Here is a 26,046-nt window from a genome sequence, read left to right as displayed (position 1 = left end):
GAACCAAGCATGACTGCGACGCCTTCCGAAAAAACGCCCCTGGACTTCGACGATGACCCCCGTGCCGGGCAGGTGTGCATAGAACCAAGCATGACCGCGACGCCTTCCGAAAAAACGCCCCTGGACTTCGACGATGACCCCCGTGCCGGGCAGGTGTGCATAGAACCAAGCATGACTGCAACGCCTTCCGAAAAAACGCCCCTGGACTTCGACGACGAATGGGCCTCAGCCTCCTCAGATCCGCAGACTGCAGCGCCGTCAATGTCGCGTGTCAGTCCCCAGACAATGAAGACCATCAAGTTCGTCAACCCGACGGTCGCCTCGGGTGACAGCGAGTCGATGGCGAGTGCCGGCGTGGACGACGACCTGGCCAAGAACGGTGACGGGCCTGGTCTGATGCATGCGATGACTTCCGTCATGCCCCCGGCTCCGGCCTCCAAGGCGCACGACCTTGCCGGAACATTCCGGGTGTCTGCGAACGGGCACGAGGTTGAAGAATGCGTCCCCATCAAAAACGCCCCCGGCGGCACCGTCAGCGGCTACCGCTGGGACAAGCGCGTTGACCTGGGCGGCCGCATCCTGTCGTCCGAAGTGCGCAGGCAGCCCACGGATGAGGAGTTACTCGACGGTATCCTCGACCCGAAGGTCCGAGTTGATGCGAAGGACACCTTGGTGAAGGTTCAGGTGTCATGGTCTTGGAACGGGCAGGACCGCGGCGCCGTCGTAACTGGCCCGCAGAACATCCTGGCCTTCCCGCCATCCGACTGGGTCCGCCAGGGCGCCACCGTTCCGCGTGAGTTGCTGCTGCACCCTTCCTGGCCACCCCGTCGGGCTAAGGGGCATGCGTGGTTGGCAGCGGTGAAGGACAACCGGAAGCAGGAACGCGCGTCCACTACTCGCTGGACACGCATGGGATGGGTCCCTCAAGAGGACGGGTATCCCGTCTTTGCTCTCAGCGACCAGATCGTCGAAGACGTGACGTGCGGTTCGACAGTTAAGGCAGGCATGGATAGTGGCCGCCTGCCCGTGGCTGGCCAGTACGGGGTCGGGGTGGAGAAGCTGGACTGCTCCTGGGACGATATTGATTACAAGGAACAGGTGCGAAAGGACTTCCGCGCCGTCGTGGATGCCTACATCACTTCCGGAACCTGGACGGATCAGTCTGCGGCCGTGATTGTTCTGGCCGGCGGACTCCGCCCAACGGTGCCGCTGCGCCCCAAGTCCACCCTGTTCTTCTGGGGTCCCAAAGGTACTGGAAAGTCCTACTCGGCGCAGGCCTGCATGTACTTCTGGGCACGCCGGAAGTCCTCCTGGCAGGACGGTAGCCTGCCCGGCTCAGCCAAGGACACCGAGGCGTACATAGAACACGCCATCGCCCACACACCCATCTGGGTAATTGACGACATGGCACCGTCCGCAATGAAAGACCAAGCTCTGGGGGAGGACCAGAAGATCTCCAACATCACGCGCGCGATCTTCAACAACGCAACCAAGGGCCGCATGAACGCCAACATGACCTCCCGGAAGGTCAACAGGCCGATCGCCCAGCTCATCATCACAGCCGAGAACGAGCTGACCACGTCGTCTGTGAAGGAACGCGTGATCCCGGTCTTTATTGGCAAGGGCAAGCTGCACCCGGACCGAGACAAAACAGACCGCATTGTCAACATGGCCAAACATGAGGGAACTCAAGCGCGGTTCACGGGCCACGTCATCCACTACATCCGGCACGCAGCCAAGAACCACAACGGCGGATGGGCCGGCTACGTGCAGCACCTAAACGAGGCCTACATGAATTTGAAGCGCTCCGTAAGCGACGCCTCGACTGATCCGCAGCAATCCAAGACATCCTTGGACCGTGCGTCCATTTTGGCCGCCGACATCCTGCTACCCCTGGCGATCTTGAAGGAGATGGCTGCCGATCTGGGGATGGAGGACGGGTTCGTGGAGCAGTTCAACTTGGACGGACTCTGCGATGGCGTCATTCGTCTCGTCATCGACGCTCATGCCGAAAACCAGGAATCCGCCCCTGGAGCATCTCTGGTTCGAACGTTACGGTCGCTGTTGTCTACGGGCATGGCGCATGTTGTTTCCAAGGACGACCCGACACAGCCTCCAATCGCTGGTGATGCCTCGGACTCGATAAACAACAGGCTCGGCTGGAAAACCGACGGTGGGGACGGCTCTTTGCGGCCTGCAGGTCCGACCATTGGAAAGGTGGCGGACGTAAAGGGTCATCAGGTGATTCTTTTTGATCCCGTCTCGGCCTTTACGACCGCACAGGCAGCTTTCCCTGCGCTCATCCCTTACGGTCAGAGCAGCAGTTCGGGATGGACCTCCGTCTGGGACGAGAACCTTGCATCGCAGCGGGTAAAAAGGTCGACGACATCCTCTGGTTCCCTCGGGATCACCGGCCGGCAAGGAAGTCGCAGCAGCCGTATCACGGGCGTTCCTATCGACGTTCTCACCATCATTGAATAATGAGCCAAAGAATCAGAGGCGTGAGCTGGATGACAGTTCATGACAGGGTGCTGGTTGTGCCGCGGTTGCCCTTCCGAGCCTTCGGGGCGTCCCCGAGGTCGCCCGTACCTCATCCGTTCCGCGCAAGACAGCATCTTCGTTGGCACGTTCTTTTGGCTCCCGCAGCCTTCCGCTTCCAGATCCACGTTTGGACGCTGAGTCGAAATCCTAGATTGTGGGTGAATCAGTTGCCGCTGAGGTCAAGCGGCTCCACGACGAGCCCCCGCTCGCCTCGGCTTAAGAGGACTGCGTTGGTCCGGCGGTTGTATTCATTGGCCAGAACCTCCACAGTTGTAACACTGCCGTCCGGGTGTACGAGCTCGTGAGTCAGTCGTTGGTGCCAGTGCCCGCAGAACACGTAGCCAGGCCGGAGTTGGTCCACGACGTCCTGAAGAAGCTGGCGTGTGACATTTGCCCGCTCAACTACGGCTGGCGCCAGCATGAAGTCTCCGACGATCGGCACGGCCAACGGGACGTCATGCGTCACGAGGACATCAACGGGGCCGCCGTCAAGAAGTCGCTGCGCGTCTTCCCGTGTCGGTTCCTCCGTGTCCCACCAGGACATCCCCAAGGTGCGGTGGCGTGCATCTATACTGAAGGCTCCGCCAAGGGCCCCTACTGTAAGGCCCTCCACGACTGCACGGCCACCGCGGGGAAACACGCGAATGTTCGGCCGCCAAGTAGTTAGACCATCCGACTCCGTCTTGAGCTTGAGCAGGGTTGTCCAGTTGTCATGATTGCCGCCCGAAAAGTACAGGGTCTGCCCGTGCTCCTCCAAAATGTGGTTCACGCGGTTAGCGTGCTTTGGCCGGTTCCGCCCTGGCCAGTCGAAGGCGTCATCCCCGACATGGATCAACGAGCGGACACCGGCCCGTGCGGCCGAGCGCAGGACAGTCCTCATCCAGCCGGTGTCCCCGTGAGTATCTCCGATGAAGACCCACCTAGGTTCATTCATGGCCCTCAAATCCCCTTCGAATCATCTACGCCCGGCTCCACGCTGAGACTCACACGGCTCACAAGCAGTCACAACGTTCCTAGTCACGGCGACGCCTAGGAGGAGCACGCTCGTTCGGCGTCGACCGCGGAAACCGGTCCAGGCCACAGTAGCGTCCGTCCCATACTTTTCGCTGAGGCAGGATTTGATGGGGCGAAATTCACCACATTCACCCAGGAGTACAAGTTCACCCGTTCGTCAGCGATGTGGCCTTGCAGTGATCGGTGACAGCCACTTGGTGCAATGCTCTACATCCAGCACTAGTGCTTTACGAGTGTGGCCAGTTCGACGAGTCAACAGGAATGCTTCCTTGCAGCTTGTCGTGCTCAAGAAGGCAGGTCCAACGATGCCGTCATGAGTCACAACCAGCGCTAAATCCGCTTGTACAGGAACGCCTACTCGCGCCCGGCCGGTCCCAAGAGGGCGTAATCTTCCCGCCCGGCGATGAGCTCGAAGCTAATGTCCGCCATCTGTTCATATTGGTGGCGTTATCGCTACCAATATGACGTTCTTCGACCGCTGAAGTCTCGTGGCGGACGAAGGTTTCAACCCTTTGCGCGTGCGAGCTGCTCAACCCATTTCGGGGTAACTTTGCCAAGCCTACGGTCGGTGACAAGTCTCAGCTCAGCCGCCGCGATCCAAATTGCTAGGTCTTCCGGATTGGCTGTGGTCAGGTCAAAGGGAGCGAGAGCGTCCTGTTCCTCCGGCGTCGGCGACTCATTGGGGCCAGCCGGGATGTTTACAGAAGCTCTGTAACGGGACATACCTCCATTGTCCCCTTCAAGTCGCTCAAGCCGCTAGGTGTCGATCAGCCTGCGCCCCTGACCTGATACCTTCAACTGCAGCCCATAACGGGCCATGGAATTTGGGAGAGCACGGCATGGCCCACCAGAGGGCCAGTGCACGTTTTCGGGCCGAGCGGAGTGTGCAGAAGAGGGCAGCAGGCGCGGTCGGTGTGATGGGCTTGCTGCTACCGGGTGGCCCTATGTCACCCCTTTTGCGGCCGATTTCCACCTTCGGGTGGCCCCTACCTCTTCGTAGGCCGGGCCCGCCCAGGAGTGGCCGGCCGTCTTCGGTAGGCGAGGGACAGGGCGGCGTCGAGGGCGAGGACTCCGAGCCAGAGGTATTCGGCGGCCGCGGGGCTGAAGAAAGCTACCGGGATGGAGGCGAGGAAGACCAGGGGGACGGCCAGGCTTCTCGCGCGCATGTAGGAGAAGAGACGGGCATCGATGTCACTGCCGAAGAGCTTCCGGTGCCACGCGTATTGCCATAAGGCGGTGTAGCTGAGCCCCATACCGCTGATGATGACCGCGTACACAACGACTCCCGCGGGTTGGTCTCCGTAGCGCGCGAGGACTCCTGATCCGAAGCCGGTGAGCGCGATAAATAGCAGGGCGACTAGGTTGATGCGCTGAAGGTTCGCATCGTACGCCCGGAGAAGCCTGAACAGGCGGTGGTGGGTCAGCCAGTAGGCGCCGGTCACGGCGAAGGAGAGCACGTAAGCGAAGTACTGGGCGCCTTGTTCGAGTAGGGCGTGCGGGAGTTCCTCCGGCGGTACTTCCGGGACTCTGATCTCGACCGCGAGCAGGGTCATCGCGATGGCGAAGATGGCGTCGCTAAAGAACGAGGTGCGTTCTGTGTCCGTGCCGGAGCTGACCAGGGACTTGAATTTGTCGTAGGTGGAGAGGGCCGCCATGCTTCGTCCCGCCTTGGGCTCAGGGGCGCGCCGGCGTGGTCCGCCTCGCGCCGACCGCGTCCCCGACAGTTGTCCCTGCAGGAAGTTGTCGGAGCAGGATGATGCCGTAGATGAGGAGCACGGTGTCCGAGCCGATCATGATGCCCCAGCGCAGGCCGCCGGTGACGTTGCCGATGGCGAGGGAAATGTCCGTTACAGCGTGCAGGATCATCAGGGGCCATAGGGCGATGGTCCGCATCCGCAGGGCTGCGTAGCCTACGCCGAAGGTGAAGGCACCCACGACCTGGGCCGCTGTCACCGCGACGTCCGCGCCGTAGGCGATGTTGGCTAAGTGGGACAGACCAAACAGGGCCGAGACGGTGATGGCGGCTGCCATGGGGCTCCACGGGCCGAGTGCTGACAGGGCTAGGCCCCGGAACCACAGCTCCTCAAACACCCCTGTTGCAGCTTCTCCGATCAGAATGGCGGTGAGGACGGTCGTTTCGACCGACTGCACACCGGCGAAAAACGGGAGTACGGCCAGGACTGCCGGGAGGATCAGCAACCGGCCGGACCGGACTGTCCACGTGAAGGGGAATCGCGTGAAGGCGGCAACAGCAACCGCCATGGCGGCGAGCACCAGGACACCGCCCAGCCGGCGGTACAGGCTGTCCCACCCGGTGACGGTGTCCAGGACGAATGCGGCGCCGAGGTTCACGACCGCGGCCAGCAGAACGAGAACCAGCACGCGTTGGAAAGGACTCAGCCCTGCACGAAGGTGGCCGGTGCTTATTGAAGAAGTGTCTCCCACCACGGGTACTCCTGATGTAGGGCTGGCTGGCACAGCGGTCGGCGAAACTAGCCCTCAAGCTACCCAGTGCCAGGAGGGCCCGACAGGGTCCAAAGGCCCCTTGGAAGCCTCTGGACGTAGTGCCGGCCGGTCAGTCGTTGTGGTGCCCGGCTTGGCGGCGCTCGAGGAGCCTTAGCGCACCGTAGCTCCCGGCGAGGACGGACATGGATCCCAACCAGCCTGCGGCCAGTATGGCAAGGGCCCTGCTGTCGCTGGCTTCGAAAGGTGCCAGTGATTGGCCGGCCACGACGACCTTCCCGGCTGTGTGTTTGGCGACTACGGCCATGCGCAGTCCGGGTTCGGGCTGCCAGGTCACGGTATCTGTGCCTTGGGCACGTGCTGTCTCCAGTACTCCGTCGGGGATGACGGGGACGGAACCATGCAGGGTCACGCTGGTGGATAGCGGGGTGTTGTTCTGCCCGTATTCGATGAGGAAGAGCCCGCTGTCCGGTGTCAGCTCCAGCCGGGGCGCCGTCATGATGTCCGAACCCGTTTGCTGAACTTGCGCGGAGGCGGCCGCGGCCGGTGCAATGTTGGCCTCGTGGCGACCGATCTGCTGGAGCGTGACATAGACGCTTCCGAAGACGATCGTGGTGACAAACGCTGCGGCCAGGCTCCAGATAGTTCTTCGCATGTAGGTATCTTCCGCGCAGGATCTCACGGGGTCTATGCCGGGCAAGTGGTTGGGACGGCGGCGTTTGGAGGGCATCCGGTCGTCCGGATGCTGTGGCCGCCGCCGTGTCCCCACTTGTAAGATCCCGCCCCCAACGTCGGGATCTTGTTCTCCACGCTAGGAGCTGTCCCGCAACGGCAGCCCTCGTTCGCCGCAAGGTTTGCTCAAGACGGTAGTCGCGTAACCCCTCTACGCAGGCCTGACGGGGACGGACCCACCTGCCACAGATAGGCTTGAACCATGACGTTGGGGGACGCGGCAGAGCCGCTTGTGCACATCAAAAACTTCCGGATGGATTTCGGGGACACCACGGTCATCCGTGACCTGTCCTTCGATGTCCACGCCGGGGAGACGTTCGGGTTCCTGGGCAGCAACGGGTCGGGAAAGACCACGACGCTGCGGGCGCTGCTGGGCATCTACCAGCCCACCGCCGGGACGCTGCATATCGGCGGGAAGGTCTTCCAGCCGCGGGACGGCGCACGGCTCGGATACCTTCCCGAGGAGCGGGGCCTGTACAAGAAGGAACCGGTCCTGGACGTGATGGTCTACTTCGGCCGGCTCAAGGGCCTGTCCAAGGCCGCGGCCCGCACCTGGTCAGAGCAGTACCTGGAGCGGGTCGGCATCCCGGAGAAGGCGAAGATCCGGCTAGACAAGCTCTCCGGCGGGCAGCAGCAGAAAGTTCAGCTGGGGGTGACGATCATGAACAACCCGGAGCTGCTGATCCTGGATGAGCCCACGAAGGGCTTTGACCCGGTGAACCGGCGGCTGCTGATGGACATCATCGAAGAGCACAAGCGGGCCGGGGCGACCGTCATCATGGTCACCCACCAGATGGAAGAGGTCGAACGGCTCTGTGACCGGGTGATCCTGCTCAAGGACGGCACTTCCCGCGCCTACGGCACCGTTAAGGAAGTCCAAGAGGAGTTCGGCGGCACCGTCTACCGCGTTGCCTACGACGGCGTGCTGCCCGCCTCCGACCTGTACGAGATCATCCCCGTTGGCGACGGACGGGCAGAGCTGGCACCCGGGCAGGGTGCATCGGAGGAAAAGGTCCTGCGAGAGCTCGTACAAGCCGGAGTGGCCTTGCGGTCCTTCACCCCGGCGAGGGTTTCCCTGGATGAAATCTTCATCAAGGTGTACGGCGAACAGCATGAACTGGCGGAGGCAAAGTAATGGCATTGGCACGGCACAACCTCGGCACCGTCGTCGCCTTCGAGTTCGTGAGGACCATCAAAAAGCGTGGCTTCGCGATCGCGACCCTGGCGATCCCGGTCCTCCTGATCGTCGTCTTCGCCCTCGTCTACGCCTCCAACGCCAGCTCGCATGCCAGCGCGGACGCACAGAAGAACGCCCAGTTCTCTTTCACCTACAGCGACGCCTCCGGGATCATCATGGCCCCGGGTGCCAAGGTCGCCGGCGGGACGTACACCGACAACCCCGAGGCGGCGATCGCCGCGGTCAAGGACGGCACCTCCGAGGCGTACTTCGCCTACCCGGCAGACCCGACCAAGGAGTCGGTGAAGGTCTACGGGGCCGACAAGGGGATGTTCGAGAACGGCAAGTACGAGGCGGTCGCGAAGCAGCTGCTGGCCGCGTCGGCCCAGTACCAGGTCGGCTCGCCCCAGCTGACCGCTGCCCTGACCGGGAGCGTGAAATTCGACTCCGAAACCTTCAAGGACGGCAAGGTCGCCGCCGGCATCGGGGGAGTGATCCCGCCCATGCTGTTCCTCGTGGTCTTCTACATCTCGATGATCCTGCTTTCGAACCAGATGCTGAACTCCACGCTGGAGGAGAAGGAGAACAGGGTCACCGAGATGATCCTGACGACCCTGAACCCGACGACGCTGATCACGGGCAAGATCATTTCCCTGTTCGCCGTCGGGCTCGTCCAAATCCTGGTGTTCCTGGCCCCGGTCGGGCTGGCGTATCTGTTCTTCCGCGACTCCCTGGCCCTTCCGGACATGAACCTCTCGTCCCTGGTCTTCGAACCCGGACCCATGGTCACCGGCGCCCTGCTGCTCCTGGGCGGGTTCACCGTCTTCACCGGGGTCCTGGTGGCCATCGGGGCGATCATGCCGACCGCCAAGGAAGCCGGCACCATCTTCGGGCCGCTGATGGCCATGATGTTCATCCCCTTCTACACATTCAGTCTCGTCATCTCCAACCCCGGCGCACTGATCGTGCAGGTCTTCACGTACTTCCCGCTCACCGCGCCGGTCACCGCGCTGCTCCGGAACGCCTTCGGCACCCTCAACCCGGTCGAAGCCACCATCGTCATCGTCGAGCTCCTGGTCGTCGGGGCCCTCATCATCCGCCTCGCCGTCCACCTGTTCCGATACGGGTCCATCGAATACGGCCGCAAACTCTCCATCGCCGGCGCCTTCCGCCGCAGCGACCTGGCCGCCAAATGACAGGGCCGCTTCCAGAAGTGCGCTGGCCGGCGGACCAGCCCCAGCACCCGCTCGACTACTGGCTCTCCCCGGAACTGGCACAGGTCAGCGCGCCGGAGGCCCCGTCCCGCCTGCGGGTGCTTGCCGACGCCCAAGGGACAGTGGCAGCGGGCTGGAGCGGCGCCATCGGGGTAGGCGCGTTCCTTGTCCTGGCAGGCGCCTACATCACGGTCCTGGCGGGCAGCCCAGTGTGGGTGATTGTCCTGAGCCTGGCAGGAGCCGCCTTGTCCACGCTGGGCATGATCTCGTGGAAGCAGGTGCGGCGGACACTGCCAGGCAGCAGCCGGTTGGTGACCCGTGGACCCGGTTCCGCCCGTGGCGGCATCCTCATGGTCACCGTCCTGGACGCGATCGTCGCGGCCATCTTCATCATCGGCTCGCCCTCAGCCGCGACCAACGGAAGCGCCGGTACCTTGCTGGGGGCCTACCTGCTCTTCACGGCCCTCCTGACCGTCTGCATCCTGATCCCCTCAGTGGTGTTGGGCCGGGCCAGGCAGTCGTTCCGGCAGCGGATCCAGACCGACGCCGGTCTTCGGGCAGCAGTCGAACAAGACCTGGCCACGTGGCGGGACCCGTACGGCAACGCCGGCTACGGCCCGCTGTGAAAGCACCGGCAGTGACTCCGTTTGCAGCTGGCCGCCGCTGGACGGCGACCATCGCCTGGATCCTGCTCGTCCTCGCATCGTTGGTGCTGATCGGCTACGGGATATGGCACGCCGGCTGGCACATCTGGCTGCCCCGTTCGGACGAACAGGAACAGGTCTGGATCGGCAGCCGCTACATCTTGGCCGGTTCCGCGCTGTCCATCGCTGCCGCCATCTGGTCGGGCGCGCGGGAGAACCGCCCATGGGTGACCATCTGCGTCGGACTGCCGGGGGTGCTCGTGGGCTGGGCGATGATGGATGACCCCTACGACCTGAAGCGGCATCTGGCCGCTGTCGTGTCGTTCCCGCTGGCCCTTGCCGGGGTGGCAGAAGTCATCAGGGTCCGCAGGCGCCGGCAGCGGGAATAGCGTTTGGTTCAGTCCCCGCCGGTTGCCGTACACATGAGATCCGAAACCCCATTCCTGATAGAAAGACCCCTGTGAAGCAAAGTATTTTCGCCCGCGTCGCCCAGCTCGCCAAGGCCAACCTGAACGCCCTCCTGGACTCCGCCGAAGACCCGCAGAAGATGCTGGACCAGATGGTCCGGGATTACTCGGAGAACATCCGTGAAGCCGAGGCCGCCGTTGCCACCACCATCGGCAACCTCCGGATGGCTGAGGATGACCACCGGCGCGAGGTGGAGGACGCCAACTCCTGGGGGAACAAGGCCATTGCCGCGTCGAAGAAGGCCGACGAGTTCCGCGCCGCCGGGAACCCTGACGCCGACAAGTTCGACGCCCTGGCCAGGCTCGCCCTGCAGCGGCAGATGGCTGCCGAAGCCACCGGCAAGGCACTGGAGCCGTCCCTGGCCACCCAAAACGAGGTCGTCGACAAGCTCAAGGGTGGCCTGGACCAGATGCGCGGCAAGCTAGGGGAGCTGACCGCCAAACGCAACCAGCTGGTCAACAGGGCCCGCGTCGCCGCCACCCAGTCCCAGGTGAACGACGCGCTCAAGGCCCTCGACGCTGGGGACCCGACATCGGCCATCGGCCGGTACGAGGAAAACATCCGCCGGAAGGAAGCTACCGTCCGCGGCCAGCAGGAGCTCGCCGCCTCATCCCTGGACGCCCAGTTTGCCTCCCTGGAAGACCTCGGAGAGCAGACCGAAGTGGAAGCACGTCTCGCGGCGCTCAAGTCCATGGACCGGAAGGCCATCGACTACTAGGATCGACCATTCTCGCCGTCTCGTATCCCTAGGGTTTCGAGGCGCAGAGGTTACGAGACACTTGCGTCAGATCTGAAGACGAGCCGGTGTACGTAGGGGGATCGGCTTACGTGCAGCTCTCCTGCTGTCGCGCGGGCATCAGAGCAGGTCAACGTCGCGGCGCAAATGCGGAATCTCGAAACCTACCCCCTTCTGGGACCGGCACTCGCTTCAGGACGTGTCCACGTCACCGGCTGTTCTAGAGCATGTCGGGGTTGCTGCACTGGTATTCGTTGGACAACTGTGGCGGCCCCGCCTACGTGTTCTGGAGTTTGTTCGACCGCCTGATCGTGCGCCGAACCGTCATGGACACAACCGGAAACCAGCGAACCTCCAAAAACGCTCCCTGACGGCCTACGACCACTGAACCGGATAGGACTTAACCATCCAGAGGAAATGCAGGTCGATGCAGAGGATATGCAGATTGATGCAGCCGAGCAAAGGGCGATAAGGGCGGTATTGATGTCTTTGCGGCGTGGGTGGCGGTGGGACGTTCGAGGGCGTTACGAACCTGCTCGGTCGGGCAAGGAAAGCCGTTGAGGTCATCTATTAGGGACGCCTCGAATGGGATCGCCTGCTGGAGTACGCCACGGACCATCTGGATGCTCGACAGGGCACCTTGGAGCATGGAGAAGTCGCTCGACTCGTCAACCAGAGAGAGGTTCGCCAGATTGAATTGGTAAACGCAGGTGAGAGCGTAAAGGTAATTATCGACCAGCCGATATTCCAAGGTGGTCTCGGGATGCTTTATCCACTGCCGCTGGTAGTCGAGGAGTTCCTCCTCGGCGCGAGCCCAACTATGGAACGCCGTGGCGCAGATGTGGAAGGGCAACAGATCGTTCGGCTCGACCTGCCGCGAGTCCAGGAGGCTAAGCGAACTATCGTTCGTGATCCGGTACCTATCAAGTTCCGAAGGGATTGCCGGATTAGCTATTTCAGGGGGCGCATCCGCGACGGCACTTCGCAAGCGTGAGTTGAAGTCTGTGCCCCAGGGGATCACTATTGTTCGCCAAGATCGGTCCTGGAAAAGAAAGCTCGACGTGGTCATGGCGTTAGCTTACGGGGTCGGCTCCATTCCGGGCGGCTGCGTTCGAGTCCGCCCCAGATGCTTTAATGCAGGTGACTCAGAGTGGCGGCCCGCACGACGGATTTGTCGCGCTCGACGTCGGTCTCTATCACCGAGACGATCCAGTTCCCGTCTCCTGCGACAGGATTGCGGTACCAAACCTCATAAGCCCGACGCCAAGGCCCCGGAGAGCTTCGGATGATGGGACGAGCGACCCCAAATGGTCCACCGACCGACGCCGATGTCCGTCCGGAAGCCGGTCGTTGAGCGTTCACTCGGGCACGGATTCCTGCCTTACTCCGTTGTCTGCCCCCGGATAGGTACGTTTACCCCGCACGATGAAATGCCCGATGAAGGTGCCCTAACCGCTCCGCCGCAGACCTGTCTCGAAACCCTTGAGTAACGAGACGTCTCAGAGAGTGACTACTCTCCTCACCTGCGCAGCCACAGATTTTCGGTTGAGTCCCGGACCCGCGATTCCAAGTGCAGTTCTCGTAACTATGCCTCGTAACCTTTTGCAGGAATCGGGGTGTTCATCGATAGTTACGAGACAGGCAATGGCATGTGAGGGATCTCCTCGGTACGCCAAGGACAACGCCGCCCTCCGTGCCCTCGACGCCGGCGACCCGACGGCAGCCATCGACCGGTATGCGGAGAACATCGGCCGGAAGGAAGCCACCCGTCCGCGGCGAGCAGGAATTCGCCGCCTCATTCCTGGACCCCCCGTTTGCCTCCCTCGAAGACCTGGGAGAACAGACCCAAGGGGAAGCCCGGCTCGCCGCGCTGAAGTCCATGGACCGCAAGGCCATCGACTACTAGGCAAAGGTCGGCTTCGGGAAGATCCTAGGGCTCGGCGTCGATGGTGCGGCTACGGGCCGTGATGAACTCTTCACTGCGTCGCAGGTACGCCAGGTATTCGACACAGGTCTTGGGAACTGCTGGGGTGCTGAAGTCGTCGAACGGGTGGAAGTAGCGGATCGTCTTTCCGTCCTCCTCGACGAGGTCTTGGAGCAGGAAGAAGTTTACGTACCCGGTGAAGTCCCCGAACAGGGCAAAGAAGTCCGCGTACCTGTGCAGGACATCGCCGAGGGGGTTCGGAAATTCGTCGAGATAGTGGCGACGGATGCATTCCAAGGTCAAGTCGAAGCGATCAGCGATCCTGGGATGGAAACCACGTGCACGGTTGATGGTCATCTTCCCGCCGATGCTGTTGCCAGGGAACACGAGGATGCTCCCGGTGGTGTAGCCGCGGTAAGCGGGCAGGTCATCTGCTGGGATTTCACGCCTTACCCGGGCCGCCTTGTGCCGCATTCTGGTCGTGATGGCATCGCTGGAGAGGAAGAAGACACCCGACCCTGACCTGTGTACAAGGTGTGCACCCGGCTCAGGTACCAAAGTGAAGCATCCGCCCGTGGGTAGCTCCTTGTTCCACAGCAGCTGGTGGTGCAGTCGCAGCGTTTGGCTGTACCTATCCGGATCTTTCCCGGGAGGCGTATCCGAGAAGTAGTCAAAGGACGTATCGACGCCGGTGGTCATACGTACCTCCCTTGATGGTTGGCAGCAAGTGCCGCGAGGTCCCCGATCCGCCGCTGCACTTCGTGTTCCCGGCCCTTGCGCGCCGGAAGCTGAGGCACTGGCCGCGGCCGTGCCAGCGACCCCCGGGGCGGCCTAGGAAGTGCCTGTACGGTGCGCGCTGTATTAGCGCCCTGGATGCCACTCGTGCTCATACGTCCCCCTGACGTAGTTGGGGCTGGTGCCTCTGGAATGACTCTAGAAAGGCCCGGGAACCGGACGGAAGCGGTTCCGAGAATCCTCGCAACTTCTTGTGCCGATCGTGATCGGCATCTGATGAAGCCAGTGCGGTGCCGAGCCCCTGGCGTCACACGCACATACGATGGCCGGATGACTGATGAACCCGAAAAGCCCCTTCGCTTCATGACGCCCACCCAAGTCGCCGATGAGCTGAACGTGAAGCCGAACCAGGTGCATGCCCTGATCAAGGCAGGGGAGTTGCGGGCCTTTCAGGTGGGTGGCCGCGCCATGTGGCGCATCGGCCGGCAGGACGTCGAGGACTACATCGCCGAAGCATACCGGCGCACCGCCGAACGGATCGCCGCAGGTGAGCTCCAGGATGCGAGTTCGGAGGACGAAGGAGCTTAGGATGCGTAGCGGAGGCCCACGACCGCGCCCAAATTTTAGCCATGAGAAAACGGTGGCGGCAGTTGTCTCCGGGCCTGCGTTCGGTAGCGGTTTGCGCCATTACGCTTGCCACCCACTCGGGCATGAATATGCGGTGACTTAATTCTGGGCGCGGTACTTGCATTCGCAGCGTGGGAGGCGCCCTGACCGCAAGGAAGCCGCAACGCGGGGCGAGCGGCCGCAGAGGACTTCACCTCTGGCAGCAAGCCCGCTTCATGCCTTGGCGGTGCTGGTCTCGTAGGTTCGTCTTGCGAGCCTCGTCACCCATGTATGCGGATGTTTGGGCCTGCCTTCCACCGAGGACCGCTACTGTGGCTGTTTTGCCTTTATGCGTGTCTCCATCAGGGAGGCAAGCTTCTTGACTGCTGCCTCGGCGTCTTTCTCAGGTGTTCCACTAATCACGACTGTCATGGTTATATCCGCGACGTTGAGGAAGGCCGCCGTTGCGCCGTAGCCAGTGGAAGTGGTGGTGCTTGTGCCCCAGCCCTTTGTAACGTCTAGGTTGAATCGGGTGTTGAACTCACACTCCCGGCTGATGCTGTCGTAGGCGTCCATGTACTTAGCGGCGTCGGCTGACGAAGGAAACTGGTTGAGGACTATGGTCATCTTCGAATCGCCCTCGGAGCCTTGCACTTTTATGGACCGGTTCTTGGAAGCGGCCGCAGCTCTGGATTGGTCAGTTCCCAGGAATGCGTTCCGGCAGCTTTCGGGGAGGTCCCTGGGAATGTTTCGTTCGTCCGTCACCGGCGAGACCGCGCTGTTCGGTATGACTTCGGGTTTACGAAGGGACATGCCTTTTGTGAAGGCAGAGGCAACTTCGCTCTTAGTGGGGAACAGGCCGCCCAGCTGCTCGTCGCTGAGACCCGCAAAGTTCTTGTCGGTGCTGCAACCAGACAGTGCTATCGCGCCCGCAAGAAGAAGTGCTGCCAAACCTGTAGCCCTCATTGTGCCCCCAAAGCGTTGTGCTGTGACGCGATCATATCGGCAGGGGTGTGCGCAGTCCCGAAAGATTTGCTCAAGCCCAGCACATGTAAATCGGGCATCAGGTGACGGGAAGCATTTTGAGCCTGACACGCTTGCGATTGTCCGCCGCATTGTCGCAGCCAGGGAGCACGATGAAGGAATGACGGCTCCAACGGTGGAGGCTGCGATCCATGAGTTGATGGATCTCGCCTGGAATCTTGTCCATGACCTGCTTCAGGAGCGGGGCCTGCTCGGGGACGGGTTGTTCGTCGAGGAGTTCACCGGGATCCATTCCTGGGTGGAAGGCATCACCCGCTACACCGTGCTCCACTCCCGGGAGGTCGCAGTCCTGTTCGTGGACACTCGGCCAGTGGATGCCATCGCCTTCCATCACGATTTGCTGGGCGCTGACGACCCGGCCCGCTTCTTCACCCGCCGGAGTAAAGCCGTAAGGGCTAGTGGTGGTCAGGGGGCGTAGGCCTTGAATCAGGGCCGGTGAGGACAGCTGCCGGCTTGAATCCCTTGAAGGTCAGGTAGAGCCCCAGTGACAGTTCCCAGAGGAAGATCGGTAGGGTAGCAACCGCCGACAGGACGGAAAGCTGGTCGTTGATGCCGAACATGGTTGTTATTGCCGAGATGAGCAGTAGCGGGGCGCCGATGAGGCCCATCACAGGGATGATGCGCGGTACGAGCCGGGAGCGGAACAGCAGGTAGCCCAGCAGCAGAGCATTGATGGCCGGGACCATTCCGGGTCCTATGAGGAACGTCCAGTCCCGCACGTCCACGAGTGCCCGGGCGGCGGCGGTCAGTGAGCTGTGGTCTGTTCCGGAAGTTCCTGTCTGCCTCAGGGTCACGACTGCCAGGAGGCTGACGACGCCGATTGCGATAACGGCGGCTTCGAACATACGCGAGGTGACGAAGCCCAGCGCGAGGCTCTCATTCTGCCGCCTAACCACCGGGAACAGGGCCACTGCGGTGCCCACGCAGGCTGCGGCGTTGACCAGGTCGAGCAGGCAGCCCCAGACCACGCTGGTGTCATTGCCTGTGCTGGTGACGTAGTTCGGATCGCTCAGCACCGGTCCCAGAAGGAAGACGGCAGGAATGGAGCTGGCAAAGGTAGCGAGGTAGAACAGTCCCGCCGTGAGCGCGGTTTTTCTTGCTGAATCCAACGGTCCCCCATCTGAGGTATTCAGTCATTCAAGCGAATGGCCACAGCCTAGCCGCCCGCAGTTGAGCGCAGACAGGGGCCTGTGGACGGTTGGCCTACTTGGCCGGTCCAGGCAACGGTTCCAGGATGACCTCCGCGACCAGCTCCGGCAGGTTGAAGAGGGCAAAGTGATCAGTGTCGATGTCCCGGACATCGGCGACCGCTTCCCGCGCCCAGGCTCTTTGATCTGCCCCCGTCAGGTTGTCCCGGGCACCGAGAAGCACTGTCGTGGGGATCTCGGTCCAGGCCTCGGCCGGGACCGGATCGGTGCGGGTCTTCTTCGTGGCGTACCGGCGGGGATGCTCCTTCAGACTCTCGCGGACTTCGTCGGGAAGCCGTCGGCCGGCGTCGTCCTCGTCGAGCCACCAGTCGCCGTCCAGGACGAACCGGCCGTGCTCGTCACGGAGCATATGCTCCATCGTGTCCACATAGCTGGCATCGCGTTCATCCGGCTGGGCCTTCAGCGGTGGCGAGGAAACATACACGAGCCGGGCGACGTTCGGCACGCTATGGGCGGCTAGACCTACGACGTCGGTGCCATAGGACCAGCCAACCACCACTGTCGGCGCCGGGCTTGCCGCGATTGCTTCGCGCACTTCGACTGCGTCAGCCAGCAGCCCCGCGTCCGGGAGACGGTGCGAAGGCAGGTCCGGTACCTCCACGTGGACATCCGGGTGCCTGCGTTCGAGCTCCCGCCTGACCCAGGTCCAGTCTTCCGGAACGCCCCACAGGCCGTGGACCAGAACGACGCCCTGCGGCAATGATTCTCCGTTCATGGGAAAAGACTGGTCCCCGCCACAGTTCCTTTCAAGAGCCAAGGGACCCTGATTTGGGGGACGAGGTTGCGGGTGAAACGCCCGAACGTTTCGGATGCTTACTTGCTCGGCGATGAGTGCGGATCTGCCATATTGGTGCCAACACAATTGACATCGAGAGGGACGACGATGGGCGCATGGGGTTACCTGCCGTTTGAGAACGACGACGCGCTGGACTGGCTGGAGGAACTCGAAGCCGGCGGGGCGGACGTCATCCGCCAAGCCCTGGCGAAGGCCGGGGACCGGTACGTGGAGGCGCCGGACGGGGCCATTGCCCTCGCCGCCGCCGAGGTGACCGCGGCCAGCCAAGGAAACCCGCTGGGCGACCTGCCGGAGAACGTCACCGACTGGGTAACCGCACACCGGCTTGAGATCACCGCCGAGGACGTGGAGATGGCCGTGGAAGCGGTCGACCGGGTGGCCGGGGAGAAGTCAGAGCTGGCCCAGCTGTGGGACGACGCCGACGAACCCGAATGGCGCGAATCCCTCGATGACCTTACGGAGCGGCTGCGGGCGGGGCTGCGGTAGCTGGCTTCACTAAAGCTGGGGCCAGCGCGCGCCCTCTCCCCTGGAATGTGGGAAGCCACGAAGGCGTTCTTGATAGTGACCGCTGGGAAGGTTGGAGGTGCCCCGTGACAAAGATTCACGTCATCATGGGAACAACCAGGACCGGCCGCTTCGGCGAACGGGTTGCACCATGGGTGATGCAGCGGCTTGCCGAGCATGGCCTCGACGTGGAACTGCTGGACCTTCGTGATTACCCACTGCCCTTCTTCGACCAGAAGCCACCCTCAGTCACCGGGCGCAATTACCCGACGGAGGACATGGCCCGCCTGGGTCGGAAGCTGGATGAGGCCGACGGGTTCGTCGTCCTGACCGGGGAGTACAACCACGGCTACCCTGCCGTGCTGAAGAACGCCATTGATCACACCTTCCTCGAGTGGCAGCGCAAACCGGTTGCTTTCGTGGGCTGGGGCGGCGTCGGCGGCGCCCGGGTGATCGAACAGCTGAGAATGGTGGCTGTGGAGCTGGACATGGCACCAATCCGTCAGGCTGTGCACATCCTGCCCGACGTCATTCGTCCGGCGTTCCGGTCCAATGACCCGGCTGACTTCAGCGTGTTCGAGCCCCTCGAAGGCCGTCTCACAGCCCTGGCTGAAGGGCTGGCCTGGTGGGCCACGACGCTCGCCGCCGGCCGCACCGCCGCGGACTGAAACGACCTACTTCGGCAATGATTCTCCGCCCATGGGCACAAGACTGATCCGGGCCGCGGATTGGTCCAAGACCCCAAACGGACTGGATTTTCAGAGCGGTCGAGCCGCTATGGCGGTCGGTCCGGTGGCGTGCTTATAGTTCTCTCTTGCCCATTTAAGGAGAGGACGATCATGGCCGCCGAGGACTTCTTTGTGCACCGCCACCGGGACACTTTCATTCAGGAGGACCACTTGGATATATGGCGGCCAGTCCCGCGCGGGGGAGTCGAGGCTTCAATCCAGATTGAGCAGGCTGACGGGGTCACGGCACGTGTGGAATACCGGGCCGAACACGCGCCTGCCATTGCCCGGGCCATCCTGGAGGCAGTGGGCCTTGACCCGCGGACGGTCTTCGCGGGCGATCTGCCGGAGCTGACGACACCCAACGCCGACCGGTCCTAACGGCGGCTGTTCGCACCCCGCCGCGGCCGCCCTTGCCGCCAGCCGGCGACGGTCTCGTTCAGCTGCTTCTCCCTGACCGGGGTGAGTTTCCCGGCCCGGAGGGTGATGCGCTGGGTGTGCAGCCAGACGCCCAGGGTGCGTTCTTCCTGGTCGTCGGTCTTGTTATGCCGCGGGAGCTCGTTCCCGGCAGCCAGATAGGCGGCCAGTTCGCCAAGGCGCTGCTTCCAGCGAGCCTCGTCGGCATCCCGCTTGGTGGCCTGGTCCCGCCAGCCGGGAATTGTGTCCAGGGCGTGGGCGCAGATGGGGGAGAGGTCCCCGTCCGCGGCCTCTTTCCGGCGCCTCTGCAGCCACGTGGCCAATGCCCGTTCCCGGTCGGTGCCGTCCCTGGCCGGCAGACGGCCCTCGGTTGCATAGAGTGCCAGGATGTCGTCCAGGTTCCGTTGGCCGGGGGCCGTCAAGCGCTGGCGCGGGGAGAGGGCGGCCTGGTGGGCCGTCCGGATGCCGGGATCCTGCCGGGCGGCGACCGCCAGATGGTAGCGGACGGTCGTCTCTGCGGCACCGACGACCGCGGCGATCTTCGGCCCCGGAATGCCGCTGCGGTACATCAATACCCACTCCGCGTCCGGGGCGCTGCGCCTCGCCTGGCTCATCAGCTGGTTCGCGAAGTCATTCCGGCGAGCCGCCTCGGGGGCGCTCGGCCCGTTTCAGCTCGGCGATCCGCAGCCGGAGGAACACGATGGCCAGGACCAGGGCGTACGCCGCCAAGCCAGCCACGACGACGGTGAAGATGGCGTACAGGATACCCAGGATGCCAACGGCAGGACTGAGACTAAACATTGCTACCCCCAAGTAGTCGTTGGACCCTAGGGTACGCGAGCTGGGCCCAACGTCGATGCCCCGGTTGCAGCGAAGATGGGCATCAGGGAAAAGGCGGGGGACGAAGGGCCCTGCACCTTCGGTCGCTGACCTGTCAGCCTGCTGGTATGACGTACTTCCTTGAGTACCTGACCCTGCACAGTGTCGGCCGGGCAAGCATCCACTCCCTGACCTTCCATGATGCCCTGTCCAAAGCGAAGCAGTCCCTGCAAGGACTGGAGTGCCTCAGGGCGGTGCTGCGGTACACCCAGGGTGAAGGCCCGGCATTTGGGGAGGGCGTCGTGACGGCTGCCTTCACAGCATCGGGCGGGTGGACGACCCCCGGGCCCTGGGATGGGGACCTCCGCCGGCCGTGAGGTGGGCACGGACCCGGGAGCGATCCGCCGGTTTTCCCGTCCGCTACGCGTCGAAGTGCGTCCGGACCTCCGGGTCATGGGAGATGGATGCGACCACTGAGGCGGCGACATCGCGGAGTTTAACGTTCCGGGTACTCGAGGCGATCTTCAGGATCTTCATGGCCGTGTCCTGGTTGCACCGGTTCTGGGCCATGATGGCGCCGGTGGCGAGGTCAATGGTGGTCCGTGACTCCAGGGCGGCCATGAGATGGTCCTTTGCTTCGGCGAGCTGGCTGATCCGCACGGCCAGGCGGAGGGCCTTCGAGGCGTGGTACGAGTACGTTTCGACCAGGGCGATGTCACCGGTGGTGAAGCCATGGGAACGTGTCGAGTACAGGTTCAGCCCCGCCTTCGCCTCTCCCTCCAGGATGAGCGGAACGGAGAGGGTGGACCCTACATGCGCTTCCTGCGCCGCGGCGGTGAACCGGGGCCACCTGTCCTCTCTGTTCACATCCGGCAGGTGGACCACTGCCTGCTGGCCGATGGCCGAGAGGCAGGGGCCGTCGCCGGCGACGTACTGGCTCTCGTCCAGGCGGATGGCGTGGTCGTCGCTCCGTGCCACGGTCACGGGTTTCTTCTGTTGGATGAGCGTGATGCTGCAGAACGCCGTGGCCGGGTCGGTTAGCGTGACCGCGGAGAAATGGGCGAGCTCATCGAGCATCTCCTGCACGTCCTGGGTTCTAAGCACCAGGTCCTGCAAATGGTCGACGAGGAGCTCCGGGGACGGTGGAGAGTTCTCGTCGGCCATGCCTGGGCCTCTTCCATGTCGGGCCCTGGCAGTGAGGCCCTCCTGGACACCAACGGGACGGCTGCGCAGCGCGGGCGGCTGTCCCTTGAGTATGCGCCGCCGTTGCCGCCGTGACCAGTAGGTTTCCCCGATGGTCCCCGGTGCCCCGTCAACGGCTCGTTGACACCGCTGCGGGGGTGGAGTAGCACAGCCAGTGACGGCCCTAATAGGGGCCGCCGTGGACAAAGGTGCACGCGCCACCCCGACCGGCGCGCTCTCGGGTCGGGCACAAGCCCCGGAACAGGGAACGCGGCACCTTCGAAAGGAGATGCATCATGGCTGTCGCACTCGTTGTGCACCGCGTCGCCGACTACGACGCCTGGCGCAAGGTCTATGACTCCGTCGCCGACATGCAGAAGGAAGGCGGGGTAACCCAGGAATCGGTACACCGGATGGTTGATGACCCCAACAACATCCTCGTCATCCACCATTTCAACGATGTCGAGACCGCCAAGGCGTTCTTCGGCAGAGAAGACCTCAGGGATGCCTTGCAGCGCAGCGGCGTCCAGGGCGAACCGCGCGTGGAACTGTTCGAATAGCCCCACCAGGTACGGCGCCTCGACACGCGCGGACAAATGCCCCTATTGGAAGGCCGGTGACCCTGGGGGCAACGTCACCTCACACGGGAAAGGGTGCGCCCCGTTCGCTGAGCGCACCCTTTTCGTTTCCCCTCACAACCGGATCCCCATCCGATGTGTCCATCATAAGCATGCTGATAGTTAGGTTGGCAAGCCATTGCTTATTCGTAGCGGAACCGCCATGAATGTGTAATCCGCTGCGCCTGACCCGCGTCTTCCTGAGCTAGACAATGACCCCGTCGTTGAGCTGCAGCCGCCGGGAGCGGCGGGGGAGGCCCCGCCGGCGGGTCAGAGGGCGCCCTGCACGTGACACGCCTGCGTTAGAAGACGTTCGGGAAGAATTGCCCCCAAGTCAGGGTTACATCGTGGGCGGCACAAAGGTCGCGCCAGTGGCTGTCCTGGGTCTTTCGCTCCAGGACGAGGTAGCGCTTAGGGCGGAAGCCTCGAAGCGCCATCCGGTGGCCGTAGTCCAGAACTTGACCGAGCCCATGCCGGACTTGAAAAGCTTCGTTCTCCGCGGTGTTGCTCTTCACTTCCGCGATACCGACGGTGCCATCCTCGAAGCGCCAGGCCAAATCGAAGTTGCAACTCTTGTCGAATGGAGACAGTGGCGTGAGGCCGCGCTCCAACAGGAGGTCAGCCAGCTTGTCCTGCGTGTGTGAGTGAGCTTTGAGGCCCCGTTCCATGATGTCCGGGTCACGGTACACGTCGCCGTCGCTTTTTAGGGGTTCCGAGAAAGTCCCTGACCTGTAAGGGGCGCCCACTGCGCCGCCTTCCGTTGCGTTCGCACGCGCTCGGGCTTTGGGCACGTGTGGCTCCAGTGCCGGTGCTGGGTAGTGCGAGCGAAGACCATGAAAGCCCGCTTCGTCAATGAGCTGAATGGGATGACCTGCTGCCTGCATGCGAGCCACCTGCTCTTCCCGTTCGCCGAAGTCCCCGTACTTCCACGCCGAGCTCTGGCCGCGGACCAAAACGTCCGTGGTGGACTGGTTGACCCAGCCCGACACGTTCCGTGCTCCGAGGTCACGGGCTATCTTCGCCAAGTCGGCTTTTATGTAGTCCTTGAACTTCCCGGTGAAGACAACTTCCTTGCCCCGCAGGTCGTACACCCATTCGTTCGTCATGAAGTGATCAAAGCGGTAGAGACTTGCGGAGGCAAGCAGCGAAGCCGTGCGGCGCACATGTTACGTCAGCTTCGAAGCCGTGACTGCTGTCAGTTAGTCGGGATCCTCGCAGAATTGTGCCCTGATCCTGGCATTGCGAGCACTGATGAAGTCGTTGCTCTTGGCCAGGTACTTAAGGTACTGGACCTCGTCTTGCGGGACCGCCGAGGTTCTGAAGTCTTTGAAGTCGTGGAAGTAGTCGATATTCCCGTCGGTCTTCAGAAGGTCCTGCAGCAGGAAAAAGTCGACGTAACCGTTGAAGTCGCAGAATAGGGTGAAGAATTGGTCGTATCTGCCTAGGACCTTTTCGAGGGGACTCCACTCCTGGCGGCCCTCGTAGTAGCGCTTGATGCACTCCAAGGTCAGGTCGAAACGGTCAGCGATCTTGCCGCTGAATCCTCGCGCTCCGTTGATGGTCATCTTCCCGTCAACCTTGTTACCCGGGAAAACGATAGAGCTTCCGACCGTGTATCCGGGCCACTCCGGCAGGTCCTCCGGCGGAATCTTCTCGATGATGTGCCGCGCCCGCTTCTTTAGCCTGGTGGTGATGGCGTCGCTGGCCATGAAGAAGACACCGTTCGAGGACCTGTGCACAAGGTATGCGTTTCCTTCTGGTGCCAGATCGAAACGCCCGTTTCCGCAGGGCAGATCCTTGCTCCACAGCTTCTGGTGGTAGTCCTTCAAGGTCTGGCTGTACTTGTCCGGGTCTTTCCCTCGCGAATCAGAGTTGACGTCAAAGTTCGTGTCAACGCACATCGCCTTCTTATGTTCCATCCGGTGTCCCCCTGCTCGTCTGGCTCTGCCGTTACGACGTGGCAGCCAACGTCCATGGCCGCCGAGTCGTTACAAGTACGTCTCGACGTGATCCTCGTCGTAGTCCTCGTCCCCGTTCATCATCATGATGGCTCGGCCGACGTTGATGTCTGAGTCAAATTTTGAGATGGAGCAGTCTCCGCAGACCTCGCCTTCCATCTCCTCGTCGTAGTCGATGTCTCCGTCGTACTCGTCACTCACCGCTGCGCGCGCTTCATCGACGTCGAATTCTGATCCACAGTGGGTGCATGTTGGCATGGCTGTACTTTACCGATAAACCGCCCTCTTTCAGCCATCTTGCCGGGAAGATTCAGAACCAGCGGTTCCGTCTGTCCGAACGCCCCGCGTGCAAGGCCGCAGACACAGGAGAGAACGACATCAACATGATTCTCTCGCTTTGCCGGGCCACTCGGGGTCAGTGTCGTTCCGACGGAGTCGGTTCCGGTTGGTGGCGCAGGCCTGGGTGTTGGGATGCTCTATGCCGAGAGCTTGCTCCAGGATCGCGAGGGCTTGGTCATAGTGTTTAGCTGCTGATGAATAGCGGTTGAGGTCCGCTTCCAAAGAGGCAAGATTGTTCAGCAGCGATCCAACCTCTGGATGGTCCTGACCGAGGACGCGCCGCTTAATGCTGAGTGCTCGTTTATAGTTCGACTCCGCCTCGCCTTGTCTCCCTGTCTGCAGCTGGATGCCGGCGAGGTTGTTCAGCTGTACGGCTATCTCGTAGTGGTTCGGGCCGTACAGATCGGTCCAGACTCGGAGTGCTTCGCTAATACAGGTTTCGGCGTCGACCAGTCTGCCTTGGCCGGCGAGCACAGCCCCGAGCACCGACAAGTCGGCTGCGATCCCTGCGATATTGGAGGGGGCGTTTCTGTGGCGAATCTCCAATGCTCTGCGAATGTGCGGTTCGGCTTCGTCGTAGTTGCCTTGAACATGTGCGAGCCCAGCCAGGTTGTGGAGGATGGCCGCGACTTCAGTGTCGTCGGCTCCCAAGGCGTCCGTTGTCCGTCGGAGTGCAAGGGCATAATAGCTGCACGCGTCCTGGTATCGGCCAGTGTCCTTGCAGAGGATGCCTGCCGCGTTGAGGGCAGCTGCTTTGCGGAGTGGTTCCAATTCGTCCCAGTTATCCAAGCCGAAAACTTTGTCGAAGGCCTGTCGTGCGTCAGCATGTTGCCCGGCAAGGCGCAGGCTGTCGCCATTACGGGTAAGCGTCTCAGCCAGCCACAAGTCACGGGTTGCGGATGCCGGGTGGCTTTCAAGCATGGCCACGGCTGAACCCAGAAGTTGAGCGGCCGTGGCGTGGTCAGCGACCCGTGATGCGACGTTGGCCCTTGTCAGCAGAGCGTCGACTTGGATGACGGCATCTTTCAGGTCGACATTTCGTCTGGTCATGACGGCATCGACCCGTTGGGCGAACCGGTTCGCTGCTTCGACGTCACCGTGCTTCCATGACTGAAGGGCCAGACGGCTGAGGCGTCTGGCCCTGATCCTTGCTGTCAGTCCGGACATCAGTGGCCCGCGAGGTTCTCTGTGTGGTTGAACATGAGCCCGGCAAAGCTGGGAGCGGCGGACGCTGCGGCGATGCCAAGTGCTGCCGCTGCTGCCCAGAATAGACGCCTGATAGTCTTCATGATCGGCTCCTTTTGTTGGCCCTGGTGACGCCATTCGGCTGAGCCGGTGACGCTACCGTCCGGCGAAGAGTTCGGTGTGGTTCAGCCGTGTACCGGCAATTGCAGGTGCAGCCGAAACCGCGGCTGCAGCGGCGACGCCGAGTGTTGCTGCTGCTGTCCAGAACAGGCGCTTGATGGTCTTCATGATGATTCCTTTTCTTATTCTGTTTCGTATTCTGTGGTTGGTTTGGTTTGTATTCCGGTGTTCACTGCCGGCCTTGAAAAGTTTCTGTGTGATTGATTGCGACGCCGGCGAAGCTGGGGCCGGCGGTTGCTGCGGCGAGTCCGAGTGTGGCGGCCACGACCCAGACGAGGGGGGTGATGGTCTTCATGGCCAGCGCTCCTTGAAGTAGGGCCCGACGGGGCGTCACGTGCGCTGGAAAGGCTCGGTGTGGTTGATCATCGTTCCTGCCATTGCGGGGCCGGCGGCCGCTGCGGCGATTCCGAGCGTGGCGGCTGCTACCCAGACGAGGCGCTTGATGGTCTTCATGATCAGCACTCCTTGAGGTAATGCGAATTAGCGGGTATGTAAAAACTCTGTGTGATTGAACATGACGCCGGCGAAACTGGGACCGGCAGAGGTTGCGGCAATGCCGAGTGCGGCGGCCACGGCCCAGGTGAGGCGCTTGATGGTCTTCATGATCGGTTCTCCCTTGTATTCCATTGCTTTCTTCGTGTTTAAAGAATGGCGCTGTGGCCTTAACCGGCTCTTAACCGGCCACTTGGTCCTCGTGGGGGCGGTTGTCTTTGAACTCACATCAGGAGCATGGATCACCCTTCTGTCCAGGTATAGACGTTGTCGCCCGGGCGGGAGCATGATGTGGCTGAAGGACTAGCTCGCGGTATGAAGGG

35 protein-coding genes are annotated in these 26,046 nt (G+C 62.5%); 14 read left to right on the top strand and 21 right to left on the bottom strand.

Annotation, left to right across the window (positions count from 1 at the left end; all coding sequences use genetic code 11):
• Positions 1-90: 90 nt before the first annotated feature.
• Entirely contained in the window at positions 91-2,481 is a 2,391-nt protein-coding gene (locus J2T23_RS03140; protein WP_307357092.1) for a hypothetical protein, read from the top strand.
• Between the two features lie 223 nt (positions 2,482-2,704).
• Here J2T23_RS03140 and J2T23_RS03135 read toward each other — a convergent pair whose 3' ends face one another.
• The 4 genes from J2T23_RS03135 to J2T23_RS03120 all read right to left on the bottom strand — a co-directional run bounded on the left by J2T23_RS03135 (position 2,705) and on the right by J2T23_RS03120 (position 6,673).
• Positions 2,705-3,475 (bottom strand): metallophosphoesterase family protein, encoded by a 771-nt coding sequence (locus tag J2T23_RS03135; protein ID WP_307357089.1) that lies wholly within the window; start codon positions 3,473-3,475, stop codon positions 2,705-2,707.
• Positions 3,476-4,541: 1,066 nt separating this feature from the next.
• Positions 4,542-5,210, bottom strand: a complete 669-nt coding sequence (locus J2T23_RS03130; RefSeq protein ID WP_307357087.1) for a TMEM175 family protein — start codon at positions 5,208-5,210, stop codon at positions 4,542-4,544.
• Positions 5,211-5,229: 19 nt separating this feature from the next.
• The gene (locus J2T23_RS03125) at positions 5,230-5,937 is read right to left on the bottom strand and encodes a CPBP family intramembrane glutamic endopeptidase (protein WP_307357082.1); all 708 of its coding nucleotides are present in this window, start codon (positions 5,935-5,937) and stop codon (positions 5,230-5,232) included.
• Between the two features lie 193 nt (positions 5,938-6,130).
• Entirely contained in the window at positions 6,131-6,673 is a 543-nt protein-coding gene (locus tag J2T23_RS03120) for a hypothetical protein (protein WP_307357079.1), read from the bottom strand.
• Positions 6,674-6,952: 279 nt separating this feature from the next.
• Here J2T23_RS03120 and J2T23_RS03115 point away from each other — a divergent pair, with 279 nt between their 5' ends.
• The 5 genes from J2T23_RS03115 (at position 6,953) to J2T23_RS03095 (ending at position 10,971) form a co-directional block, all read left to right on the top strand.
• Positions 6,953-7,885, top strand: coding sequence for an ABC transporter ATP-binding protein (locus tag J2T23_RS03115; protein ID WP_307357075.1), 933 nt, complete (start codon positions 6,953-6,955; stop codon positions 7,883-7,885).
• Entirely contained in the window at positions 7,885-9,123 is a 1,239-nt protein-coding gene (locus tag J2T23_RS03110) for an ABC transporter permease (protein ID WP_307357072.1), read from the top strand. Before J2T23_RS03115 ends, J2T23_RS03110 begins: the two co-directional genes overlap by 1 nt.
• Complete coding sequence (locus J2T23_RS03105; RefSeq protein WP_307357070.1) at positions 9,120-9,767, top strand: hypothetical protein; 648 nt, start codon at positions 9,120-9,122, stop codon at positions 9,765-9,767. Before J2T23_RS03110 ends, J2T23_RS03105 begins: the two co-directional genes overlap by 4 nt.
• 11 nt (positions 9,768-9,778) lie before the next feature.
• A complete protein-coding gene (locus J2T23_RS03100; RefSeq protein WP_307357067.1) occupies positions 9,779-10,174 on the top strand; it encodes a hypothetical protein in 396 nt (131 codons plus the stop codon).
• Positions 10,175-10,245: 71 nt separating this feature from the next.
• Positions 10,246-10,971, top strand: coding sequence for a PspA/IM30 family protein (locus J2T23_RS03095; protein WP_307357064.1), 726 nt, complete (start codon positions 10,246-10,248; stop codon positions 10,969-10,971).
• Between the two features lie 418 nt (positions 10,972-11,389).
• Here J2T23_RS03095 and J2T23_RS03090 read toward each other — a convergent pair whose 3' ends face one another.
• A complete protein-coding gene (locus J2T23_RS03090; protein WP_307357060.1) occupies positions 11,390-12,058 on the bottom strand; it encodes a hypothetical protein in 669 nt (222 codons plus the stop codon).
• Positions 12,059-12,724: 666 nt separating this feature from the next.
• On the opposite strand from J2T23_RS03090, the gene J2T23_RS03085 reads away from it, so the two are divergent.
• Positions 12,725-12,895, top strand: coding sequence for a hypothetical protein (locus tag J2T23_RS03085; protein ID WP_307357057.1), 171 nt, complete (start codon positions 12,725-12,727; stop codon positions 12,893-12,895).
• A gap of 24 nt (positions 12,896-12,919) precedes the next feature.
• Here J2T23_RS03085 and J2T23_RS03080 read toward each other — a convergent pair whose 3' ends face one another.
• Positions 12,920-13,612, bottom strand: coding sequence for a DUF6994 family protein (locus J2T23_RS03080; protein ID WP_307357053.1), 693 nt, complete (start codon positions 13,610-13,612; stop codon positions 12,920-12,922).
• Between the two features lie 366 nt (positions 13,613-13,978).
• Here J2T23_RS03080 and J2T23_RS03075 point away from each other — a divergent pair, with 366 nt between their 5' ends.
• The gene (locus J2T23_RS03075; protein ID WP_307357050.1) at positions 13,979-14,236 is read left to right on the top strand and encodes a helix-turn-helix domain-containing protein; all 258 of its coding nucleotides are present in this window, start codon (positions 13,979-13,981) and stop codon (positions 14,234-14,236) included.
• Between the two features lie 345 nt (positions 14,237-14,581).
• Here the strand turns inward: J2T23_RS03075 and J2T23_RS03070 are convergent, their stop codons facing one another.
• Complete coding sequence (locus J2T23_RS03070; RefSeq protein WP_307357047.1) at positions 14,582-15,205, bottom strand: hypothetical protein; 624 nt, start codon at positions 15,203-15,205, stop codon at positions 14,582-14,584.
• Positions 15,206-15,398: 193 nt separating this feature from the next.
• Between J2T23_RS03070 and J2T23_RS03065 the strand changes: the two genes are divergently transcribed.
• The gene (locus tag J2T23_RS03065) at positions 15,399-15,716 is read left to right on the top strand and encodes a hypothetical protein (RefSeq protein ID WP_307357044.1); all 318 of its coding nucleotides are present in this window, start codon (positions 15,399-15,401) and stop codon (positions 15,714-15,716) included.
• Here J2T23_RS03065 and J2T23_RS03060 read toward each other — a convergent pair.
• Positions 15,694-16,407, bottom strand: a complete 714-nt coding sequence (locus tag J2T23_RS03060; protein WP_307357042.1) for a DUF4386 domain-containing protein — start codon at positions 16,405-16,407, stop codon at positions 15,694-15,696. The two genes, J2T23_RS03065 and J2T23_RS03060, sit on opposite strands and share 23 nt — an antisense overlap.
• A gap of 94 nt (positions 16,408-16,501) precedes the next feature.
• Positions 16,502-17,221, bottom strand: a complete 720-nt coding sequence (locus J2T23_RS03055) for an alpha/beta fold hydrolase (RefSeq protein WP_307357039.1) — start codon at positions 17,219-17,221, stop codon at positions 16,502-16,504.
• 168 nt (positions 17,222-17,389) lie between these two features.
• Between J2T23_RS03055 and J2T23_RS03050 the strand changes: the two genes are divergently transcribed.
• The 3 genes from J2T23_RS03050 (at position 17,390) to J2T23_RS03040 (ending at position 18,915) form a co-directional block, all read left to right on the top strand.
• Positions 17,390-17,788 (top strand): DUF4259 domain-containing protein, encoded by a 399-nt coding sequence (locus tag J2T23_RS03050; protein WP_307357036.1) that lies wholly within the window; start codon positions 17,390-17,392, stop codon positions 17,786-17,788.
• Between the two features lie 104 nt (positions 17,789-17,892).
• The gene (locus tag J2T23_RS03045) at positions 17,893-18,474 is read left to right on the top strand and encodes an NADPH-dependent FMN reductase (protein WP_307357035.1); all 582 of its coding nucleotides are present in this window, start codon (positions 17,893-17,895) and stop codon (positions 18,472-18,474) included.
• Positions 18,475-18,645: 171 nt separating this feature from the next.
• On the top strand, positions 18,646-18,915 hold the full coding sequence (locus J2T23_RS03040; RefSeq protein WP_307357030.1) for a hypothetical protein: 270 nt from the start codon (positions 18,646-18,648) through the stop codon (positions 18,913-18,915).
• On the opposite strand, the gene J2T23_RS03035 is transcribed toward J2T23_RS03040, so the two are convergent.
• Together J2T23_RS03035 and J2T23_RS03030 are read right to left on the bottom strand one after the other, a co-directional pair.
• Complete coding sequence (locus J2T23_RS03035; protein WP_307357027.1) at positions 18,912-19,565, bottom strand: helicase associated domain-containing protein; 654 nt, start codon at positions 19,563-19,565, stop codon at positions 18,912-18,914. The genes J2T23_RS03040 and J2T23_RS03035 overlap by 4 nt on opposite strands.
• Positions 19,566-19,581: 16 nt before the next feature.
• Positions 19,582-19,752 (bottom strand): hypothetical protein, encoded by a 171-nt coding sequence (locus J2T23_RS03030; RefSeq protein ID WP_307357024.1) that lies wholly within the window; start codon positions 19,750-19,752, stop codon positions 19,582-19,584.
• A 146-nt stretch (positions 19,753-19,898) separates the two neighbouring features.
• Between J2T23_RS03030 and J2T23_RS03025 the strand changes: the two genes are divergently transcribed.
• Positions 19,899-20,147 carry a hypothetical protein gene (locus J2T23_RS03025; protein ID WP_307357021.1) on the top strand — a complete coding sequence of 83 codons (249 nt, stop codon included), beginning with the start codon at positions 19,899-19,901 and terminating at the stop codon, positions 20,145-20,147.
• Between the two features lie 43 nt (positions 20,148-20,190).
• Here the strand turns inward: J2T23_RS03025 and J2T23_RS03020 are convergent, their stop codons facing one another.
• Positions 20,191-20,934: a GAF and ANTAR domain-containing protein gene (locus tag J2T23_RS03020; RefSeq protein WP_307357018.1), complete on the bottom strand. Its 744-nt coding sequence runs from the start codon at positions 20,932-20,934 to the stop codon at positions 20,191-20,193.
• Positions 20,935-21,248: 314 nt separating this feature from the next.
• Here J2T23_RS03020 and J2T23_RS03015 point away from each other — a divergent pair, with 314 nt between their 5' ends.
• Entirely contained in the window at positions 21,249-21,512 is a 264-nt protein-coding gene (locus J2T23_RS03015) for a hypothetical protein (RefSeq protein ID WP_307357015.1), read from the top strand.
• A gap of 359 nt (positions 21,513-21,871) precedes the next feature.
• Here the strand turns inward: J2T23_RS03015 and J2T23_RS03010 are convergent, their stop codons facing one another.
• The 9 genes from J2T23_RS03010 to J2T23_RS02970 form a co-directional block, all read right to left on the bottom strand.
• Entirely contained in the window at positions 21,872-22,675 is an 804-nt protein-coding gene (locus tag J2T23_RS03010) for a BRCT domain-containing protein (protein WP_307357012.1), read from the bottom strand.
• A gap of 93 nt (positions 22,676-22,768) precedes the next feature.
• The gene (locus J2T23_RS03005; protein WP_307357009.1) at positions 22,769-23,488 is read right to left on the bottom strand and encodes a DUF6994 family protein; all 720 of its coding nucleotides are present in this window, start codon (positions 23,486-23,488) and stop codon (positions 22,769-22,771) included.
• A 69-nt stretch (positions 23,489-23,557) separates the two neighbouring features.
• Positions 23,558-23,785 carry a hypothetical protein gene (locus J2T23_RS03000; protein WP_307357006.1) on the bottom strand — a complete coding sequence of 76 codons (228 nt, stop codon included), beginning with the start codon at positions 23,783-23,785 and terminating at the stop codon, positions 23,558-23,560.
• A gap of 120 nt (positions 23,786-23,905) precedes the next feature.
• On the bottom strand, positions 23,906-25,033 hold the full coding sequence (locus J2T23_RS02995; protein WP_307357004.1) for a tetratricopeptide repeat protein: 1,128 nt from the start codon (positions 25,031-25,033) through the stop codon (positions 23,906-23,908).
• Positions 25,033-25,155 (bottom strand): hypothetical protein, encoded by a 123-nt coding sequence (locus J2T23_RS02990; protein WP_307357001.1) that lies wholly within the window; start codon positions 25,153-25,155, stop codon positions 25,033-25,035. The genes J2T23_RS02995 and J2T23_RS02990 overlap by 1 nt, the downstream gene beginning before the upstream one ends.
• A 52-nt stretch (positions 25,156-25,207) precedes the next feature.
• Complete coding sequence (locus tag J2T23_RS02985) at positions 25,208-25,339, bottom strand: hypothetical protein (protein ID WP_307356998.1); 132 nt, start codon at positions 25,337-25,339, stop codon at positions 25,208-25,210.
• 61 nt (positions 25,340-25,400) lie between these two features.
• Positions 25,401-25,526 carry a hypothetical protein gene (locus tag J2T23_RS02980; protein WP_307356995.1) on the bottom strand — a complete coding sequence of 42 codons (126 nt, stop codon included), beginning with the start codon at positions 25,524-25,526 and terminating at the stop codon, positions 25,401-25,403.
• 35 nt (positions 25,527-25,561) lie between these two features.
• Positions 25,562-25,684 (bottom strand): hypothetical protein, encoded by a 123-nt coding sequence (locus tag J2T23_RS02975; protein ID WP_307356992.1) that lies wholly within the window; start codon positions 25,682-25,684, stop codon positions 25,562-25,564.
• A gap of 27 nt (positions 25,685-25,711) precedes the next feature.
• Entirely contained in the window at positions 25,712-25,834 is a 123-nt protein-coding gene (locus J2T23_RS02970; RefSeq protein ID WP_307356989.1) for a hypothetical protein, read from the bottom strand.
• Positions 25,835-26,046: the final 212 nt, after the last annotated feature.

It is taken from the genome of Pseudarthrobacter niigatensis (assembly GCF_030812615.1).
Lineage (GTDB): Bacteria > Actinomycetota > Actinomycetes > Actinomycetales > Micrococcaceae > Arthrobacter > Arthrobacter niigatensis.
Note: the sequence above shows the minus strand (reverse complement) of the source record. Positions and strands in the feature narration are given on the sequence as shown.